The organism is Microcoleus sp. S13C4 (assembly GCF_036700865.1).
Classification (GTDB): Bacteria; Cyanobacteriota; Cyanobacteriia; order Cyanobacteriales; family Microcoleaceae; genus Microcoleus.
Genome location: NZ_JAUBPS010000031.1, coordinates 1 through 17,842, shown reverse-complemented (window position 1 = coordinate 17,842; position 17,842 = coordinate 1). Strand labels below are relative to the sequence as shown.

Here is a 17,842-nt window from a genome sequence, read left to right as displayed (position 1 = left end):
ATTCCGGTTGCTTCCTCACCAAACTAATAGTCGAAAAGCACCCATTTGACAACCATGATATTTATCAACCCAAAAACCGATTACGCCTTCAAAAAAATCTTCGGTTCCTCAGAAAGCAAAGATATTCTAATTAGCTTTCTCAACGCCTTAATTTATGAAGGCAATTCCACCATCCAAGACTTAGAAATTATCAACCCAAATCTACCACCCAAACTAGAAGGCTTAAAAGATAGTTATCTGGATGTAAAAGCCAAACTCAGCGACGGCAGTTTAGTAATTATTGAAATGCAAGTGCTCAACGTCCAGTCTTTTGGCAAGCGAGTTTTGTACAATGCAGCAAAGACTTATGCTTTTCAGTTGGAAGCAGCACAAGGATATCGATTGCTGAAGCCAGTGATTGCCTTGACAATTACTGATTTTGAAATGTTTCCTAACAGCGAAGAATGGATTTCTAGATTTGTGTTCAAAGAAGTAAAGAAAAACTTTACTTATCCCGAAAACGATCTAGATTTAGTGTTTGTAGAGTTGCCAAAGTTTATCAAAGGACAGGAGGAACTTGAGAGTTTAGCAGATAAATGGATTTATTTCATGAAAAATGCCAGAAGTCTGACATCAGTTCCCGAAACAATGGATAGCATACCAGAAATACATGAAGCTTTTAATATTGCGAATCAAGCCAAGTTAAGCCGGGAAGAAGTGGAAGATTTAGACAGAAGAGAACAGTTTATTTATGACCAACAAGGAGCAATTATTAAGGCTGTTCAGGAAGGCATAGAACAAGGCATAGAACAAGGCATAGAACAAGGCAAGCGAGAAGAGAAGTTGGCGATCGCCCGACAATTACTTTCACAGCTAGATAATGCCACGATCAGCCAAGTTACCGGGCTTAGCGTTGAAGATGTCCAAAATTTGCGATTGGGCGATTCATAGTTTAAAGGAATTAGGCACAGGGAGTAGACCTAGACATAGTGGTAAGTGGCATCACAAATCGATGAAGCTGAGGGCATGAATATCTTGGTGCTGAGTTTGATGTTAGTTGCCGCCGGTTATCGCACGCGAAAACCCCTCGACATAGCAGACAGTGGCGCTACCCTCAACTCTGGGCTAAAATAATCAAAAACTATTCACAACAAGCCCAGAGGCGCTTAGGTGACTCCTAACGAGGGAACGGCAAACAGCAAAAGTCAGAAAATACCCGCCCAAACCCCCTTGGGTTCTAGTTACTACGGCTTGTTAGGGCTGCATCCTTCAGCCTCAGCGATCGAAATTCGGCGATCGTACCGGGAACTGAGCAAACTCTACCATCCCGATACCACCGAGCTGCCGCCCTCCGTCGCCACCGCCAAATTTCAGCAGCTCAACAACGCCTACGCCACCCTCAGCAACCCAGAACGTCGCCTCGCCTACGACCTCAAAATAGGCTATTCTCGCATGAACGTGATGGGGCCGCCCCCTGGCTTCAATACTCCGGTTTCGGGCTCTGGCAAAAAAATTTCCAACTCCGCTTACCTAGACCCTACGGATAGACCTCTTTCCCCCGGAGAAATGTTCGCCCTGTTGATCATGGGAGCTAGCTTAATTGGATGTTTGGTAGTGGCGATCGCGATCGGCTTAATTCGCGGCAATTAAAGCCTCAACTCCCCAATTCCCAATCCTCAATCGGAAATCCTCAATCTAAAATCCAAAATCTAAAATCTAAAATCCCATGACTCTTCCTTCCGCTGACACTCCTTTGTACAACCATCCACTCCCGGAAATCGAGCAGTGGCTCAAAAGCCGCGGCTGCCAGCAAGATCAGCGAGAACTTCACTGCTGGCAGATCGAGCAACTTACATGGAAAGCAGAACTCTCCCTCGACATCGACCAACTCACCATCCGCTACATCAATGCCGGAAACGACGGCCAAGACATTCAGCGAGCATTCAAATACTCGCTCTCACGTCAGGACATTGAAGCTGCCGTTTTCTCCGGCCCCTAATTTGATGTGAGATGTGAGTGAAATTGGTATTAATAGTAATCCTCGCATCATTTCTGAATTTCTTACTCCCTCCCCTTAGCAAGGGGAGGGTTGGGGTGGGGTAAAAAATTTAGGCGTTGCTTAATCAGGGTATGAAAAAAATCAGTTGAAAATCCCCAAGCTTTGTGGATACTGGCTTCCCTGACTGGCATATTTAGCCTTTCATACTATAAATCAGCAACGCCAAAATTTACAACTTCTGCAAGGATTGCTATAGATCTTAGATGGGGAATCCAGATAAGAATCCGGAGCATCAAGCGTGCAAGCATTTACATGAGAGTGCGAACGGGACACTTGCTGTATTGTGCTGTGCGGAATGCTCGCAGGTCGTAAAAACGTTTTTTACTTTCATGGAGATGCTCCCTCACAATCGATACCTACTTGGAAACTGAAAAATCAACCAAAAAATCTAAAATCCCCAATCCAAAATCGTTACACTTTGCCAAATCGACGGTTACGTTGCTGATAAGTAAACAAAGCGCGGTGAAACTCCGATCGATCAAAATCCGGCCACAGCGTCTCAGTAATGTAAATTTCCGAATAAGCCATTTGCCATAGTAGAAAATTGCTCAACCGCATTTCCCCGCTCGTCCGGATCAGCAAATCCGGGTCACAAACATCAGCAGTATACAAATAGCGTTTAAATAAAACCTCATCAATCTCCTCCGGCTGCAACTTGCCCTCTTTCACCTGAGTGGCGATCGCCCGACAAGCTTGTACAATCTCCTGACGCCCCCCGTAATTCGTCGCCACCGTAAACAAAATCCCCTGATTGTGCTGAGTTGCCGTCACAGAACGCTCGATTTCCGCCTGCAAAGACTTTGGCAAAGCCTGCAAATTCCCCATAAATTGAATTTGCACGTCCTCGTCCACCATCTCCCGCAATTCTTGCCGCAACTTTCCCTCAAACAAACTCATTAAAAAATCCACCTCCCCGGCCGGCCGCCCCCAATTCTCCGTCGAAAAAGCATAGGCAGTTAAAGCTGGAATCCCCCAATCTTTGCAGCACCGTAGCAGTTCCTTCAGAGTGCTAGCTCCTCGGCGGTGTCCCGCAATCCGCGGCAACCCCTTATTCTTAGCCCAGCGCCCATTCCCGTCCATAATCACTGCTATGTGCTTAGGCAGTAGTTCTTGTTGCAGATCCTCCGGCAACTTTTCCAAGCAAATTCCTTGACTCATAGTTTCTCCCGATTACCCGACTAACGGCGCAGTATCCGTTTTAACAGCGTCACTCCCTTCAATCCTATCTGGCGTCCGAGATTGCCGATCGGAATTGGAGCCACAACTCTTTCTCCCTCCGACGGAAACAGCTTGGCTTCCAGCAATTCCTTAAGTTTGCTGCTAGTCAAAGGTCGATTTAACATTCCCATCTGCGCTAAAGAAATAGAACCCGTTTCCTCGGACACCACCACGCACACGCAAACTTGCACCCGTTCTGTAATCCCCATCGCCGCCCGGTGGCGGGTTCCCAACTGCCGCGACGCGCTGCGATCGGACAAAGGCAAAATAACCCCCGCCGACACGATCCGCGAACCTCGAATCAAAACAGCTCCGTCATGCAGCAAAGTTTGCGGCTGAAAGATTGTCTGCAACAATTCTTTAGAAACTTCAGCATTTAGCTTTAGTCCGGGCACCGAAAAATCTCGATCGTCGATCGGAGAATCTGTTTCTATAATTAGTAAAGCGCCCGTGCGGTTTTGCGAAAGTTCTTTTACTGCATCCACAATTTCATCTATTACGCTGTCCGGTTCGGGAGTGGGTCGGCGATCACGTCCAAACAATTGCCGAAATTCCCCCCGACCCAATTGTTCCAGAAATCGGCGGAACTCCGACTGCAATATTACCGCCATTGCCACAGCCGAACCAGTCACCAAGCTGTTGAGGGCAACGTGCAACAGCCTCAATCCAGCCCAGTTGCTCAGCGCCGCCGCCAGCATCAAAATAATAAATCCCCGTACCATCCACAGCGTTCTGCGCTCGCCAACAATGACGAGCACCAAATACGCAAGGGCAAAAACCAGTCCAATATCGATCCCTTGAATCAATAAGGACTGAACGAGGGTCAAGTCAAAGCCAGATTGTTGATTGTTCATGGTTCATCGAACGCTACCGCCTGTGAACCGCGAACCGTGATGCACTCGAACCCATGAACCATGAACAGTTGTTATAAGGAATATGCTGAAAATCCCCGTGTTTTTAGACCGGGGAGTGTCAATCTAATCGCGTGACTGAACAAGGCAAAAGTTAAAAGTGAAAAGGCAATCATCACTAAGTAAACATGGATTGTCTTTCTTTTAACTTTTAACTTTTAACTTTTAACTTTTGAGCTCCGAGTCGTTCAGGAAGGCGGTCAAGCCTCAGCAAATCCTGGTAAGTTTCCCGCTGTATAATCGTGTTAACTTCCCCATTTCTAACTAAAACCGCTGCCGGTCGGGGCACTCGGTTGTAGTTAGAAGCCATGCTGTAATTGTATGCCCCTGTAGCCGGAACGGCTAGGATATCTCCGGCCCCACACTCTGGCAATTTGGCATCTTTAATCAGAACATCGCCTGATTCGCAGTGTTTCCCAGCAATTGTCACTGTTTCCGTTAAGGGAGCAGACATTTTGCCGGCTGCGAGGACTCGATAAACTGATTGATAGGTAATAGGACGCGGATTGTCCGACATCCCGCCATCGACAGCTAGATACGTCCGCATTTCCGGAATGACTTTTTTAGAGCCAACGGTGTAAGCTGTAACGCAAGCTGTACCCACAAGCGATCGACCAGGTTCGCAAAGCAATTTAGGCAAGGGCAATTGCTGCCGCTCGCAAGCTGCTACCACTGCCTTGCAAATCGTACGAGCCCAGTCTTCAATGCTAGGAGGATCGTCCGCTTCAGTATAGCGAATGCCCAACCCACCGCCAATATTAATTTCTGTTGCTGGCAAACCATAACTCTGTGCTTTTGTCAAGGCCTGAATTATGACTTCAGCTAAATCGTCATGGGGTTGCAGTTCAAAAATCTGAGAGCCGATGTGAGCGTGCACTCCGACGAAAAATAACGACGGCTGTTGGCTGATGAATTTAAATACTCGATCGAGCGAATTAGGATCGAAGCCAAATTTACTGTCGATTTGACCCGTCTGAATGTACTCGTGGGTGTGACACTCAATTCCAGGTGTAAACCGCACCATAACTCGTGTCGGCCCACCTGTGAGGCTGCTGACACCCAATTCTCCCAGCTCTGCTAGAGTTTCTAAATCCCGCCAATTGTCGGCTACGGTAATGCAGCCGTTTTCGACAGCTAGCTGGAGTTCCTCGCGGGACTTGTTGTTACCGTGGAAGTAGATTTTGTCGGGGCTGAGGCCGGCTTGCAGTGCAGTGTGGATTTCCCCGGCGGATACCACATCTATGCCTAAACCTTCCGAAGCTGCGATCGCGCAAACTGCCAAACAACTCCAAGCTTTAGAAGCATAGAGCACTTGAGATTCGCCCGGATAGTAACGCCTAAAAGCATCCCGGTACTGGGTACAAGCCGCCCGCAGCGTTTCTTCGTCTAAAATGTACAACGGCGAGCCAAATTGCTCCACCAAAGCTGTCACCTCACAGCCTCCGATTTCCAACCGATCGCTGCTGTTAACACTGGCTGTCAGCGGTAACAGTTCTTGATTGGGCGATCGATTTTGCAGGGCCGGCTTCGACTCAGACAGATACTTAAGTCCCGATTCGACCCCGAAAGATTGAGTTGATACCATCGCGCAATAACTATCCTAGGTTATTAGTCAGCAGTCATTAATCAGCAGTCAGCAGTCGGCAGTCATTAATCAGCAGTCAGCAGTCGGCAGTAGACTAATGTCTGGAGACTTGTGAGTCATGACTCAAAACTAGCAACAAACAGCTAATCGCTACTGTGTTTTCCAGTGTACAATTTACAGCCGTGCGTTTTCTACAAATTAAACATCTCGCCGCAGAACACCTCCAAAGTGCAGTCGAACTCGATCGCCTCTGTTTTGGCGGACTTTGGACTTTAGAAGGCTATGGGCGCGAGTTAGGCAGTCCTAACAGCGATTTACTGGGTTTGTGGGCATCCCAAACCGAGGAGTGTGAATCAGCTCAAAACCTGGCGGGCACGGGGGCACCGCCCCTACAGATTCCCCCAACTCTCATCGGTTTGGGCTGCCTGTGGGCAATTTTAGAAGAAGCTCACATTACAATTTTGGCAATTCATCCTCGCTTTCAAGGTCAGGGTTTAGGACAAGCTCTGCTTTTGGCTTTACTAACAAAGGCTCACTATAGACCATTAGAACGGGCAACTTTAGAAGTGCGCGAATCTAATTTAGCCGCAGTGTCTCTATACCACAAATTTGGTTTTAAAGAGGCAGGACGGCGGAAACGATACTACGAAGACACCGGAGAAGATGCTCTGGTAATGTGGCGCAGCGGCATAGAGAAACCCGAATTTAAGCAATATTTGGCGGTTGAGAAAGTGCAAATTTGCGATCGGCTGCACCAGAAGAACTGGCATTTGGCGATCGATACTTTTGAGTTTTGAGTTGTAGGGACGAGAAAGCGATACACTGATATGCTATGTTAATCGGTGGTATATTGTTCAAATGTTTCGGAAGGGGATAGTAAACCCGGAATTGAGATTACTTCTGTTTGATTACTACCAAAGTAATGTCATCAAATACTTTTTGTTCCCCGATGTATCGTCGCAGGTCGTCAACTACAGCTTGCTTGATTTCGGCTGCTGAGTGTTCCCTATTAAGAGCAATAACTTCAATTAATCTCTCGATACCGTATTGCGCCTTCTCCATATTAAAAGCTTCAGTAATTCCATCTGTGTAGAGTACGACAACATCCCTGGAATTTAACTGTATTTCAGTAGTAGCAATGAAATCGGCAATATCGGCTTCCAAGGCGATCGGAAAGCCTAAATCCATAGTATCAATTCGCTCTACTTCGCCGCTGCAACGCACGAGAATCATCTCTTCGTGCTGTCCACTCAGACGCAGGGTATTGTCTTGATATTCCAGCAAACAAAGGCTCATGTTTTTACCAGAATTCATGCGCTCTACGTTGTCAAAAAGCGTTTGGTTCACTGTCTGTAATAATTTAATTTTATCGGTTTCGCGGTGCGCCAACAAAGTGCGAATTGCTGTTTGCACCATAATCATTAAAACGCCACTTTCTAAACCGTGTCCAGTTACATCACCAATGCCAATGGTGACTTTGCCATCCTGTTGCAACACGTCGTAGTAGTCACCGCCAACTTCATCAGCCGGTTCCATAAATCCAGCAATTTCTAATCCTTCAACTGCCTCTAATTCTGACTGGTTGGGTAAAATCATCTGTTGCAGTTGCTTGGTGACATCCAACTCAGCACCCATCCTAATATTTTCAGCTTTAAGTTTTTGATTGAGATCGATAATTTCTGCATTAGCTTGAGCCAGTTGGACGGTACGTTCTTTTACTTTATCTTCTAAGGTACGATAAAGTAGGGCATTTTCAATAGAAACAGCGGATTGAGAAGATAGAACTTTAGCAATTTCTAAACGGTTTTGCGTAAAGGCTCCTGAGACGAGATTATTTTCTAAGTATAACAGGCCAATCAGTTTACCCTGGTTGACGATCGCAGCACATAAGATAGACTTTGGTTGGTACTTGACGATGTAAGGATCGGTAATAAATCTCCCTTCGTTACTGGCATCATTTAAAACAATATTTTCCTTAGTTCTGGCAACATAATTGACCAAAGTTAGGGGCAAATTATCGCTGCTTTCTACCGGCAAAGATTGCAATACTTCTACTTGCCTATCAAGCTCTACTTTAGCTTCAATCTTTAATATATTGTTGTTTAATAACATCAAAAAGCCTTTTTGTGCGCCAGCATTGGCGACGGCTAGTTCCATCAATTTTTCCAACAATTTATCCAAAATTATTTCGCTGGAAATTGCCTGGGCTGCTTTCAATACTGTGTCTAAATCTAGTAGTTGTATGGTTCTGGTACTCGATGAGGTGGCGGTTGTCTGAATACTAATATTTTCGTTTCCACTTCGAGTAAATAATTGAGGATATCTGGATTCCAAATCTGTGACTTTTGCTTGAGCACCCCAGCAAATATAGCCGTAGTGAGCATCATTCAGGTAGGTGCGAGCTACTTTTTCTCGTCCCATCCCCAAATAAAATTCTGCTGCTAATTCGTTGGCGATCGCTTCATTATTAATGTATCCTGATGCTCTGGCAGATTGAATCGCGCGATCGTAATACTCCATCGCTTTGAGCGGTTCCCCCAAGACTCGCGCTTTTTCGGCTTCTACTAATTCGTATTTATGACGATAATTCGCTGGAGCATGGAATGCCCATTTCTCCATTTTTTGCTGATTTTCTATGACGATATCGATCGTTTCTGCTTGCTCAGACGTTTCCAAATCCGGATATCGAGCTAACAATGCCAGAGAATAGTAAAAATTGCGATCGCTGTAGATCATTGTAGTCACGACGGGTTCTGCATATTGGGTTGCTAAGGCAGCATTGTCTACAGAACGGACGAAATCTTTAAATAAATAATAAAGCATCGCTTTGCCAAAATAGAAGGAAAACAGCGATTGAATATTATTAAGTTCTAGCAATCTCGGCAGCAGTTTTTCTTCATCAAAGCTACTGCCTGTCAACTGACATGGCTCTGAAGAATCTCCGCTTAAATTTAAGGCAATCTGTTTCCATATGCGGACATAATAGAGAGGAAACTCTTGTTCAAGCCTAACAATTAATTCAATATATTGACGTTGCTTTTCTATTACATATTCCAGTTTTTTTCCACTTAAAAATAAATGTAAACAACTATACATTGTTGCATAACAAGTATAGTCTAAATCTCCTGTTTCTAGTCCGCTTTGAATGGCTTGTTGTGTCAGATCGAAAGTTTCTCGAATCGGTAGATTCCAAGGCAGAATACAAGTGCTAAATAGATGGTAAACTTTACATTTAAATTCTTGAGCATCAAATTTATCCAACAAACTCATTGCCAGTTTACCAAATTCATATCCAGCCTTTATGTCTCCCATTGCTCCAGACAGAATTAGGCCATAAAGACCATAGGGATAAATTGCCAAGGCAGAATTCCCATACTCCCTAGAAATTGCCATCATAGTCGTGATAATTGGCAGGACTAGGGAAGGTTCGGCAATAAAAGCTGGTGAGATGATGGTATTTAACAGCCGCATTGCCTCGATTTTATAGGGATCGGTCATCTGTGGCAGGTGTTTCAAAGTCTCGATCGAGACTTGTTGCGGTATTTGTTGCTCTACAGAGATTCCTAACCTTGCCAAACCTTGAATCCCAGTTTCTAATGCCAATTTCATTTCGTTTTTAGACAGATACAACTTAATTTTTAAGTCGTACAGCCGGGTTGCTTCTAAAACCGTTTTTACTTGTTGTAGCGCTGTCTGGGCAAGCATTGCAGACCGCTCGAAATTGGCATTTAAATATTCGCCCCTCACTGCAGATACATAAAGATTAAAAGTTAAGTCGTATTGACAGTCCCAGCTATCAGAGGACAGCAGTTCTAACCCAGCAGTTAAATACCTTACAGCAGGTTCGTAAGCAGTTGCAGCTTTGGCTTTGCGGCCGGCGATCAGATTGAGTTGTGCGAGTTCGTCTCTTGCCGATTGCTCCTCTATTAACTCAGCACCGATGTTCAATTGGTTGACAATATCGAAGATTTTTTCGCCTCTTTCTTCTGGTGCGGTATTCTGCAATAGCAGTTGACCGACTTTCAAATGTACTGCTTTTTTCTGCGCGTTGGGGATGAGAGTATAAGCAGCTTGTTGAACGCGATCGTGTAAAAATTTGTAGAAGATTGACTTGGTATTGCCTGTGGGTGTTGTTTCCGAGGCGCTGGCGAGCATGGGTAACAGATAATCATCGCTCAAGGGAAGAATTAGACCTTCCTGAAGTGCATCCCATAACTGGTTCGCTATCACCGTTGGAGATTTTTCACTTACGACTGAAAGAACTTCTAGCTCGAATTGGTTGCCAATACAAGCGGCTAATTTTATTGCCTGCTGCGTTGTTTCGGCAAGTTTTTGAATTTTGCTCGTCATTAAATCGACTACATTATCCGTAATGGCGATCGCTTGCAGTTGCTCGACATCCCACTGCCATTTTCCTTGCCACAGGTCAAATGATATCAAACCATCTCGATATAATGATTCCAGCAACTGGGTTAAGAAGAAAGGATTGCCGCCAGTTTTTTCCAGCAGTAGTTCAGCGAAAGATTTGGTGCGATCGCTCGACTCGTTGAAAGTTTCGGCAATTAATTGGTTGATGTGATCGATGTTCAAAGGTTGGAGCGCGATTGCCTCAATTGTTGCCCTATTTTTTTTAATTTCCTCCAATGTTTCCATCAACGGATGAGTCGGACTTACATCATTATCTCGATAAGCACCTATTAATAGTAAATATCGGTTATCCAACTCTGCCATCAGCAGTTTAATTAACTTCAAAGATGCCGCATCTGCCCACTGTAAATCGTCCACAAATAAAACCAGAGGATGTGTCTTCCTGGTAAAAACGTTAACAAATTGTTGAAATACCAAGTTAAAGCGGTTTTGAGTTTCTGCTGGTTCTAGTTCGGGTAGGCCAGCTTGATGGCCTATAATCAGTTCGACTTCTGGAATGACATCGACGATCGCCTGACCGTTAGTACCAACCGCCTCTAAAATTTTTTCTTGCCAAATTTCGATTTTTTCTGAGCTTTCCGTCAGCAGTTGTCGCACTAATTCCTGGAATGCTTGAATCAAAGCAGCGTAGGGAATATTCCGCTTAAACTGGTCAAATTTGCCCGATATAAAATATCCTCGCGCTTCAAATATGGGTTTTTGGACTTCATTAATTAGAGATGATTTGCCAATCCCTGAATATCCAGAAACGATAACAAATTCGCTTCTAGAATAGCTGATAACCCGTTCAAATGCTGCCAGTAATGCGGCTGCTTCTGCTTCGCGCCCGTAGAGCTTTTGAGGAATTTGTAGCTGAACGGAAACATCTTGTCTGCCCAGAGGAAACGCTGAAATCTTACCTTGACTTCGCAGCATTTCCTGACAGGTTTCTAAATCTGCTTTTAAGCCCAAGGCGCTTTTGTATCGATCTTCTGCGGTTTTAGCCAGCAACTTCATCACAATATCGGAAACTGCTGGCGGGATGAAAATTGAATTTTCACTTTTGACTTTTTTTGGGGGGACGGGTTGTTTGGCAATATGACTGTGAACTAATTCCATGGGGTCTTCGCTTTCAAATGGCAACCGTCCAGTCAGCATTTGATAAAATGTAACCCCTAACGAATAAAAGTCAGTACGATAGTCGATCGAGCGATTCATCCGCCCCGTTTGTTCCGGAGAAATGTAAGCGAGAGTCCCTTCAGCTAAATTGGAATTGCTAATATTTTGCGTTTGCTTGGAAAGCTTTGAAGCAATGCCAAAATCTGCTATTTTAATAATATCTTTTTCTAAATTAACAATAATATTTTGAGGTTTGATATCTTTGTGAATAATATGATTTTGATGCAAGTCTCCTAGAGTTTCTGACAGGCGAATGGCAATGGAAAGGAAAGTAATTAAATCGATGGGATTGCTGGCGATCGCGCTGGACAAAGATTGACCGCCAAAATCTTCCATAACCAGAACGTATGTATTCTGCTGGATTTCTAAACTCTCTGGTTTGACAATTCCCTCAAGCTGCAAATTTTTGACAATCTCGTATTCGTGCTTGAATTTGGCAATTTCGGCGGGTGTTGGATATTCAAGATTCAAAATTTTTAGAATAACTTGTTGTTCTGGAGGTTTGATTCCTCGAACAACAACACTTGTTTCACCCGTGTAAATAGTTTCGATAATTTTGTATCCTGAAATGACGAACATTATGAGGTTTCTCCTAGTTGGTATTGAGATATCCGGTGTTGGAAAATCCTGGTCTTTTGACACAGGGTTTTCGGGCACTGTTCGATAACAGGTGGCAGATTTAAGAGAAGTGCGGATACACTTCATTTTCAAACATCTGCTCAATTTGAGGATTCTTCTTAGCTTTGACTAAAAATTCGTAGTCCTGACGCACATCTACATTGTAACTAGCTGTCCTAGTAGCAATTTTGGGCAACCAGGTCGCGTGAGTTGTAAATCCAAATTCAAGGCAGGGATGGTTAAGCTTGCATACAGGCCCTTGGGCGAGGTTTTCTGCACCAAAAATCCAGATTTCATGGCTGGTGGGCAAGAAAACCATACAAACAATATAACCTTTGGTCGAACTGCTGTCCGAAGCTTTGCAGGGAACGAATTGGATCGAATTGACCATGTAACCTTCGGGAAACTGGTAGCGATCGCTAAAGCCACTGCATAAGACTCCATATCAAGAGCCAATAGTTTTCTTTCAGTCAGCACTATTTCTTCAATAATTGCTGTAGGTGCCACAACAGCAGATCTACAACCCATAGAACCCAAGTGAGCGACCAAAGGACTGCCAGGATGATCTTCATCTAGAGGATATTCCCGATCGATTTGCTCCATGACAGCCTCATCATGTCGGAATAGCTCTAAAAGTTGCCAAATCCAAGCATCAATCTGAACGGGTTCAAAATTAGGTCGTAGTTTTCCGCTAACAACTTTTCCAGAGCCATAGTCAAATACCTTATTAGCAATCACTATATCGCCCATAGTAGACATCTTGCAAAATAATTTTGTGCTATTATGGAAAGTTTAGCCAATTTTATAATCTAGCAGGCTGGGCAAGTTTAAGGAGATGCCAATCAACCCAATAATTCAAAGTTTGACCTAAACTTGAGCAAACTTTTAAGGATAACACATATTTTTTTTGCAAGAGGTCTATTAAACAAGAACTGAGTTGGGACATTTATGATGATTTAGATGGTCTTAAAGAAAAAGTTTGCGCTTATCTTAAAGAATTTTCTACAGAGACAATAGCATCTATAACTGGATGGAATTACATTTTGTCAGCCCTAGCTACTGTTGCATGACTTTTGAAAATTGGTATAAGTTCGTGTAAGGGTAATGGCTCGTCGGTTGTGGTGGCCATAGAATGAGCGTTGCTTATGGGTTTGTCGGTTTTGAGCAAATAAATTAAAGGAGTTTTCCGCCTAAATGTAGCGGTTTAAGGCCTAATCTTTGAGTTTGCCCAATTCCACCCAAATTACAGATAACGGAATATAAACCATAGCATAGGACAGGGCCGCGATCGCAGACCTACCGTATTTTTCTGTCATTTCATCAAAGCCTGTTACCATTTGATTAAGCAAGCCAACAACCTCTTGAGCGGACATTTTATGTCTCAGAAATTAAATAGTAATCTCTCACCATTAGTAGCGATCGCATTTTAGTAAGCCAAAGCTTTTATCCTTAAGTAATCCTCACCCTTTTAGTATAAAAGCAGACCTCAAACTTATAAAAAACTTGGCATCAATTTATTTATTTGTGACTCCATCTTCGAGAGACTTATACTTTGATCCATCAGGCATAACAGCACCTGTGAGCAAAGCACCCCTCAGGTCAGAAATGCTAACTTTAGCACCTTTTAGATTTGCACCACTTAGGTAGGCACTATTCAGATTAGCACCACTCAAACTCGCATTCTTCAAATTGACGCCGCTCATATTTGCGTTACTCAAGTCCGCACAAATTAAATTAGCGCCGCTGAGGTTGGCACTACTGAGATTAACCTGACTCAAGCAAGCAAAACTCAGGTTGGCATCACTGAGATTAGCACCACTCAATTTAGCCTGACTGAGGTTAGCATTATTGAGGTTAGCGTGGCTCAGATTGGCATTACTGAGGTCGGCTTCACTCAATTTAGTTTCACTTAGATTGGCCCGAAAGAGATTAATAGCTACTAAGTCTGCACCAATAGCATCTAGGCCTCTGAGAGAAGCACCATCTTCATTCAAATCTTGGAGTGCCAGAATTCTTGCATAGCTAACTTTTACGCCGTGTGCTGCCCGCAAAAATGCCAAAGGATTTCTCGCTAATTCGATGATCTATCTCAACAGGGGTATTTGCTGACTTTAGTGCTTGACTTTCAGCAAGGGCGATTTCACAGGTTTGCCTAGCGCGTCTCATGTGGGAGACATATACTGCGTCAAACTTTGTACCTTTTTTCTTCAGGTCAACACCTGCACGGCGCGCCTGCAATCGGCCAAAGGATGTGAGGTCAACATCCAGAACTCCTGCAAAAATGTTGCGTTCGTTACTGGTACTTTCACCGTGCCGAATAAAGTAGACACGTCCTAGCTGTTCTGCATTGAATTCTTTTGGTGAAGCCGCAGAAGTTGTTGTAGCTGCATCGTGGAATTTACTTGTAACTTCGATCGATCCATTTTCGGTACTTTCTACCTGGTCATCTAAGTTTCTAGTGTTCATTATTTACTTTCACTACCCCTTAAACAGGATTTAGATTGTTTTCCACGATTGAAATTTCAGACTTTTAAGTCACACGAGTTAACGACCTAAGCACTCTGCTACGAAAGCAATGTCTTTGACCGTGCAGAGTATAGTCTGAGCCAAACCCCTCGGACTGTAGTAACACTCACTAATTGATCAGCAGCGAGCGCACAACTGACAACATGAAGACTACCCAAATTCCCAACGGATCTGAGGCAAAATTTTAGATAAAAAAAGCCCAGCTCGCTCTAGCCCTCCCAAAGCAACAAATTCTTGATATGGGCAGCAGCTTAAGGATGAGTTTAGGGGATCGATCGCCCATCTAACTAATAAGTTTTGTGCAAAACCCGGCCTGTACTTCGAGAATTATCACTTTTGCACCTGCATGACAGCCAAAAAGATTATGCTAGAATCCATCAATACGTAGTCGTAGGTTGGGCACAGGCCGAGAAGAGCAATCTTCTTGCAGTCTAGGGGAGGTTGTAGGTCAGCCACCATTTGGGTCTTCCCAGTTGAAAGCCACCCTGCAACATGAGCCTGGAATCTGCAACCGCAGCCGAGAGCGGCAGATCGGTTGGGAGTGTCGCGCTAGAATAAGCAGTACGAGTAGGGACACGGCAATGCCCTGTCCCTACGAGAAAATAAACGCTCGTTGTGCGAGCGTGACCTCGAAACGGGCACATAGCAGCAGGTGATGGGAATAAATCATGTTTGAACGCTTCACAGAAAAAGCAATAAAAGTAATCATGTTGGCCCAGGAAGAAGCTCGCCGCCTGGGTCACAACTTCGTAGGGACAGAACAGATCCTCCTGGGTCTGATCGGTGAAGGAACCGGGGTTGCAGCGAAAGTCCTCAAATCAATGGGGGTCAACCTCAAAGACGCTCGGATTGAGGTTGAAAAAATCATCGGGCGCGGTTCCGGCTTCGTAGCAGTAGAAATTCCGTTCACCCCCCGCGCCAAGCGGGTTCTAGAACTATCCCTCGAAGAAGCTCGCCAACTCGGACACAACTACATCGGCACCGAACACCTGCTGCTGGGCCTGATCCGCGAAGGTGAAGGAGTAGCGGCCAGAGTCTTAGAAAACCTGGGAGTAGACTTGTCGAAAGTCCGCACCCAAGTGATTCGGATGCTGGGAGAAACCGCAGAAGTCGCAGCCACCGGCGGCGGTGCCCGCACCAAAACCCCAACCCTCGATGAATTCGGCGCCAACCTCACTCAAATGGCGGTCGATGGCAAATTAGACCCAGTAGTCGGACGCCAAAAAGAAATCGAACGGGTAATTCAAATCCTAGGTCGCCGCACCAAAAATAACCCGGTGCTAATCGGCGAACCCGGAGTCGGCAAAACCGCGATCGCCGAAGGTCTCGCCCAGCGCATCGCTAATAACGATATCCCAGACATCCTCGAAGAAAAGCGCGTTGTTACCCTCGACATCGGCTTGCTGGTTGCCGGTACTAAGTACCGGGGCGAATTTGAAGAACGCCTCAAAAAAATCATGGACGAAATCCGCACAGCGGGTAACGTGATTTTGGTAATTGACGAAGTGCACACTTTGATCGGTGCAGGTGCGGCTGAAGGGGCGATCGACGCCGCCAACATTCTCAAGCCGGCTTTGGCAAGAGGCGAACTCCAGTGTATCGGCGCTACCACCCTCGACGAGTACCGCAAGCACATCGAGCGCGACGCAGCCCTAGAACGGCGCTTCCAGCCCGTCATGGTCGGCGAACCCACCGTTGACGAGACGATCGAGATTCTCTTCGGTCTGCGGGAACGCTACGAACAGCACCATAAGCTGAAAATCTTGGACACGGCCCTGGAAGCCGCAGCCAAACTCTCACATCGTTATATCTCCGATCGCTTCCTCCCAGACAAAGCAATTGACTTGGTAGACGAAGCAGGTTCCAGAGTTCGCCTGATCAACTCCCAACTGCCCCCCGCAGCTAAAGAACTTGACAAAGAACTCCGCCAAGTCCTCAAAGATAAAGACGAAGCGGTGCGTTCTCAAGACTTTGACAAAGCCGGCGAATTGCGCGATCGGGAAATGACGATCAAATCCGAAATTCGCGCTATTTCCCAAGCCAAAAAAACCGACTCGGCCCGCACCGGCGAAACCGATCCCTCGCCAGTAGTCACCGAAGAAGACATCGCTCAAATCGTCGCAAGCTGGACGGGCGTACCGGTCAACAAACTGACCGAATCCGAATCCGAAAAGCTGCTGCATATGGAAGATACCTTGCACCAGCGCTTGATCGGCCAGGAAGAAGCAGTGAAAGCCGTTTCCCGCGCCATCCGTCGCGCTCGCGTTGGCTTGAAAAATCCCAATCGCCCGATCGCCAGTTTCATCTTCTCCGGGCCCACAGGCGTCGGTAAAACCGAACTCACCAAAGCCCTCGCCGGCTACTTCTTCGGTTCCGAAGACGCCATGATTCGGCTGGATATGTCGGAGTACATGGAACGTCACACCGTCTCCAAACTCATCGGTTCTCCTCCAGGGTACGTCGGCTACAACGAAGGCGGCCAACTCACAGAAGCAGTCCGTCGCCGTCCTTACACCGTCGTGCTGTTCGACGAAATCGAAAAAGCCCACCCCGATGTCTTCAATATGCTCCTGCAAATATTGGAAGACGGCCGCTTAACCGATGCCAAAGGTCGCACCGTAGACTTCAAAAATACGCTGCTGATTATGACCTCAAACATCGGTTCTAAGGTGATTGAAAAAGGTGGCGGTGGTCTCGGTTTCGAGTTCAGCGACAACCAAGCCGATGCTAATTACAACCGCATTCGTTCTTTGGTTAACGAAGAACTCAAAAACTACTTCCGCCCCGAATTCCTCAACCGACTCGACGAAATTATCGTCTTCCGTCAGTTGAACAGGGAAGAAGTCAAGGAAATTGCCGTTATCATGCTCAAAGAAGTGTTCGGCCGCTTGACAGAACAGGGCATCACCCTGGAAGTGACCGAAAAATTCAAAGAACGCCTGGTAGAAGAAGGCTACAACCCCAGCTACGGAGCCAGACCCCTGCGCCGCGCCATCATGCGCTTGCTGGAAGACAGTTTGGCTGAGGAAATCCTTTCTGGCCGCATCAAAGACGGCGACACCGCTGTTGTGGATGTGGGCGAAGACGGAATTGTTAAGGTGCTGCAAGGTCAAAAGCGGGAATTGCTGCCCCAAGGCGCTGAGTAAGATTGAGTAAGTACGATTTCGAGTAAAGTTTTGAAATAACCAATCTCGTAATCGCAAACAACTCAAAATCCTCACATAAAAAAGGTAGAGAATTTAAATTCTCTGCCTTTTTTATGAGTTAATATCAAGAGTAGACTTAAGCTGTTGTGCCTTTAAATAGGGTATAATAAAAAATGAGTTTAGTCAATCTCTACAAAAATGCCAGCTAAAAACC

14 protein-coding genes are annotated in these 17,842 nt (G+C 45.4%); 6 read left to right on the top strand and 8 right to left on the bottom strand.

The window, feature by feature from the left end; all coding sequences use genetic code 11:
* The first annotated feature begins 54 nt into the window (after positions 1–54).
* The 4 genes from QT996_RS14905 (at position 55) to QT996_RS14890 (ending at position 1,978) form a co-directional block, all read left to right on the top strand.
* On the top strand, positions 55–930 hold the full coding sequence (locus QT996_RS14905) for an Rpn family recombination-promoting nuclease/putative transposase (protein ID WP_333047479.1): 876 nt from the start codon (positions 55–57) through the stop codon (positions 928–930).
* A 45-nt stretch (positions 931–975) separates the two neighbouring features.
* Positions 976–1,113 (top strand): hypothetical protein, encoded by a 138-nt coding sequence (locus tag QT996_RS14900; protein WP_333047416.1) that lies wholly within the window; start codon positions 976–978, stop codon positions 1,111–1,113.
* Between the two features lie 36 nt (positions 1,114–1,149).
* On the top strand, positions 1,150–1,629 hold the full coding sequence (locus QT996_RS14895; protein WP_333047414.1) for a J domain-containing protein: 480 nt from the start codon (positions 1,150–1,152) through the stop codon (positions 1,627–1,629).
* Positions 1,630–1,705: 76 nt separating this feature from the next.
* Positions 1,706–1,978 (top strand): DUF3143 domain-containing protein, encoded by a 273-nt coding sequence (locus QT996_RS14890; protein WP_333047413.1) that lies wholly within the window; start codon positions 1,706–1,708, stop codon positions 1,976–1,978.
* A 471-nt stretch (positions 1,979–2,449) separates the two neighbouring features.
* Here QT996_RS14890 and QT996_RS14885 read toward each other — a convergent pair whose 3' ends face one another.
* From QT996_RS14885 to lysA, 3 genes are all read right to left on the bottom strand, one after another.
* Complete coding sequence (locus QT996_RS14885; protein WP_333047412.1) at positions 2,450–3,196, bottom strand: isoprenyl transferase; 747 nt, start codon at positions 3,194–3,196, stop codon at positions 2,450–2,452.
* Between the two features lie 20 nt (positions 3,197–3,216).
* Positions 3,217–4,110, bottom strand: a complete 894-nt coding sequence (gene cdaA, locus QT996_RS14880) for a diadenylate cyclase CdaA (RefSeq protein WP_333047411.1) — start codon at positions 4,108–4,110, stop codon at positions 3,217–3,219.
* A gap of 208 nt (positions 4,111–4,318) precedes the next feature.
* A complete protein-coding gene (gene lysA / locus QT996_RS14875; RefSeq protein ID WP_333047410.1) occupies positions 4,319–5,752 on the bottom strand; it encodes a diaminopimelate decarboxylase in 1,434 nt (477 codons plus the stop codon).
* Between the two features lie 155 nt (positions 5,753–5,907).
* Between lysA and rimI the strand changes: the two genes are divergently transcribed.
* A complete protein-coding gene (gene rimI, locus QT996_RS14870) occupies positions 5,908–6,549 on the top strand; it encodes a ribosomal protein S18-alanine N-acetyltransferase (protein ID WP_333047409.1) in 642 nt (213 codons plus the stop codon).
* A gap of 97 nt (positions 6,550–6,646) precedes the next feature.
* Here the strand turns inward: rimI and QT996_RS14865 are convergent, their stop codons facing one another.
* From QT996_RS14865 to QT996_RS14845, 5 genes are all read right to left on the bottom strand, one after another.
* A complete protein-coding gene (locus QT996_RS14865) occupies positions 6,647–11,917 on the bottom strand; it encodes an AAA family ATPase (protein ID WP_333047407.1) in 5,271 nt (1,756 codons plus the stop codon).
* A gap of 195 nt (positions 11,918–12,112) precedes the next feature.
* Positions 12,113–12,706 carry a hypothetical protein gene (locus QT996_RS14860; protein WP_333047406.1) on the bottom strand — a complete coding sequence of 198 codons (594 nt, stop codon included), beginning with the start codon at positions 12,704–12,706 and terminating at the stop codon, positions 12,113–12,115.
* Between the two features lie 461 nt (positions 12,707–13,167).
* Complete coding sequence (locus QT996_RS14855; RefSeq protein ID WP_333047405.1) at positions 13,168–13,329, bottom strand: hypothetical protein; 162 nt, start codon at positions 13,327–13,329, stop codon at positions 13,168–13,170.
* A gap of 141 nt (positions 13,330–13,470) precedes the next feature.
* Positions 13,471–14,016 (bottom strand): pentapeptide repeat-containing protein, encoded by a 546-nt coding sequence (locus QT996_RS14850; RefSeq protein WP_333047404.1) that lies wholly within the window; start codon positions 14,014–14,016, stop codon positions 13,471–13,473.
* On the bottom strand, positions 13,979–14,422 hold the full coding sequence (locus QT996_RS14845) for a phosphoglycerate mutase family protein (RefSeq protein WP_333047402.1): 444 nt from the start codon (positions 14,420–14,422) through the stop codon (positions 13,979–13,981). Before QT996_RS14845 ends, QT996_RS14850 begins: the two co-directional genes overlap by 38 nt.
* A gap of 728 nt (positions 14,423–15,150) precedes the next feature.
* Here QT996_RS14845 and QT996_RS14840 point away from each other — a divergent pair.
* Positions 15,151–17,628 carry an ATP-dependent Clp protease ATP-binding subunit gene (locus QT996_RS14840; protein ID WP_333047401.1) on the top strand — a complete coding sequence of 826 codons (2,478 nt, stop codon included), beginning with the start codon at positions 15,151–15,153 and terminating at the stop codon, positions 17,626–17,628.
* Positions 17,629–17,842: the final 214 nt, after the last annotated feature.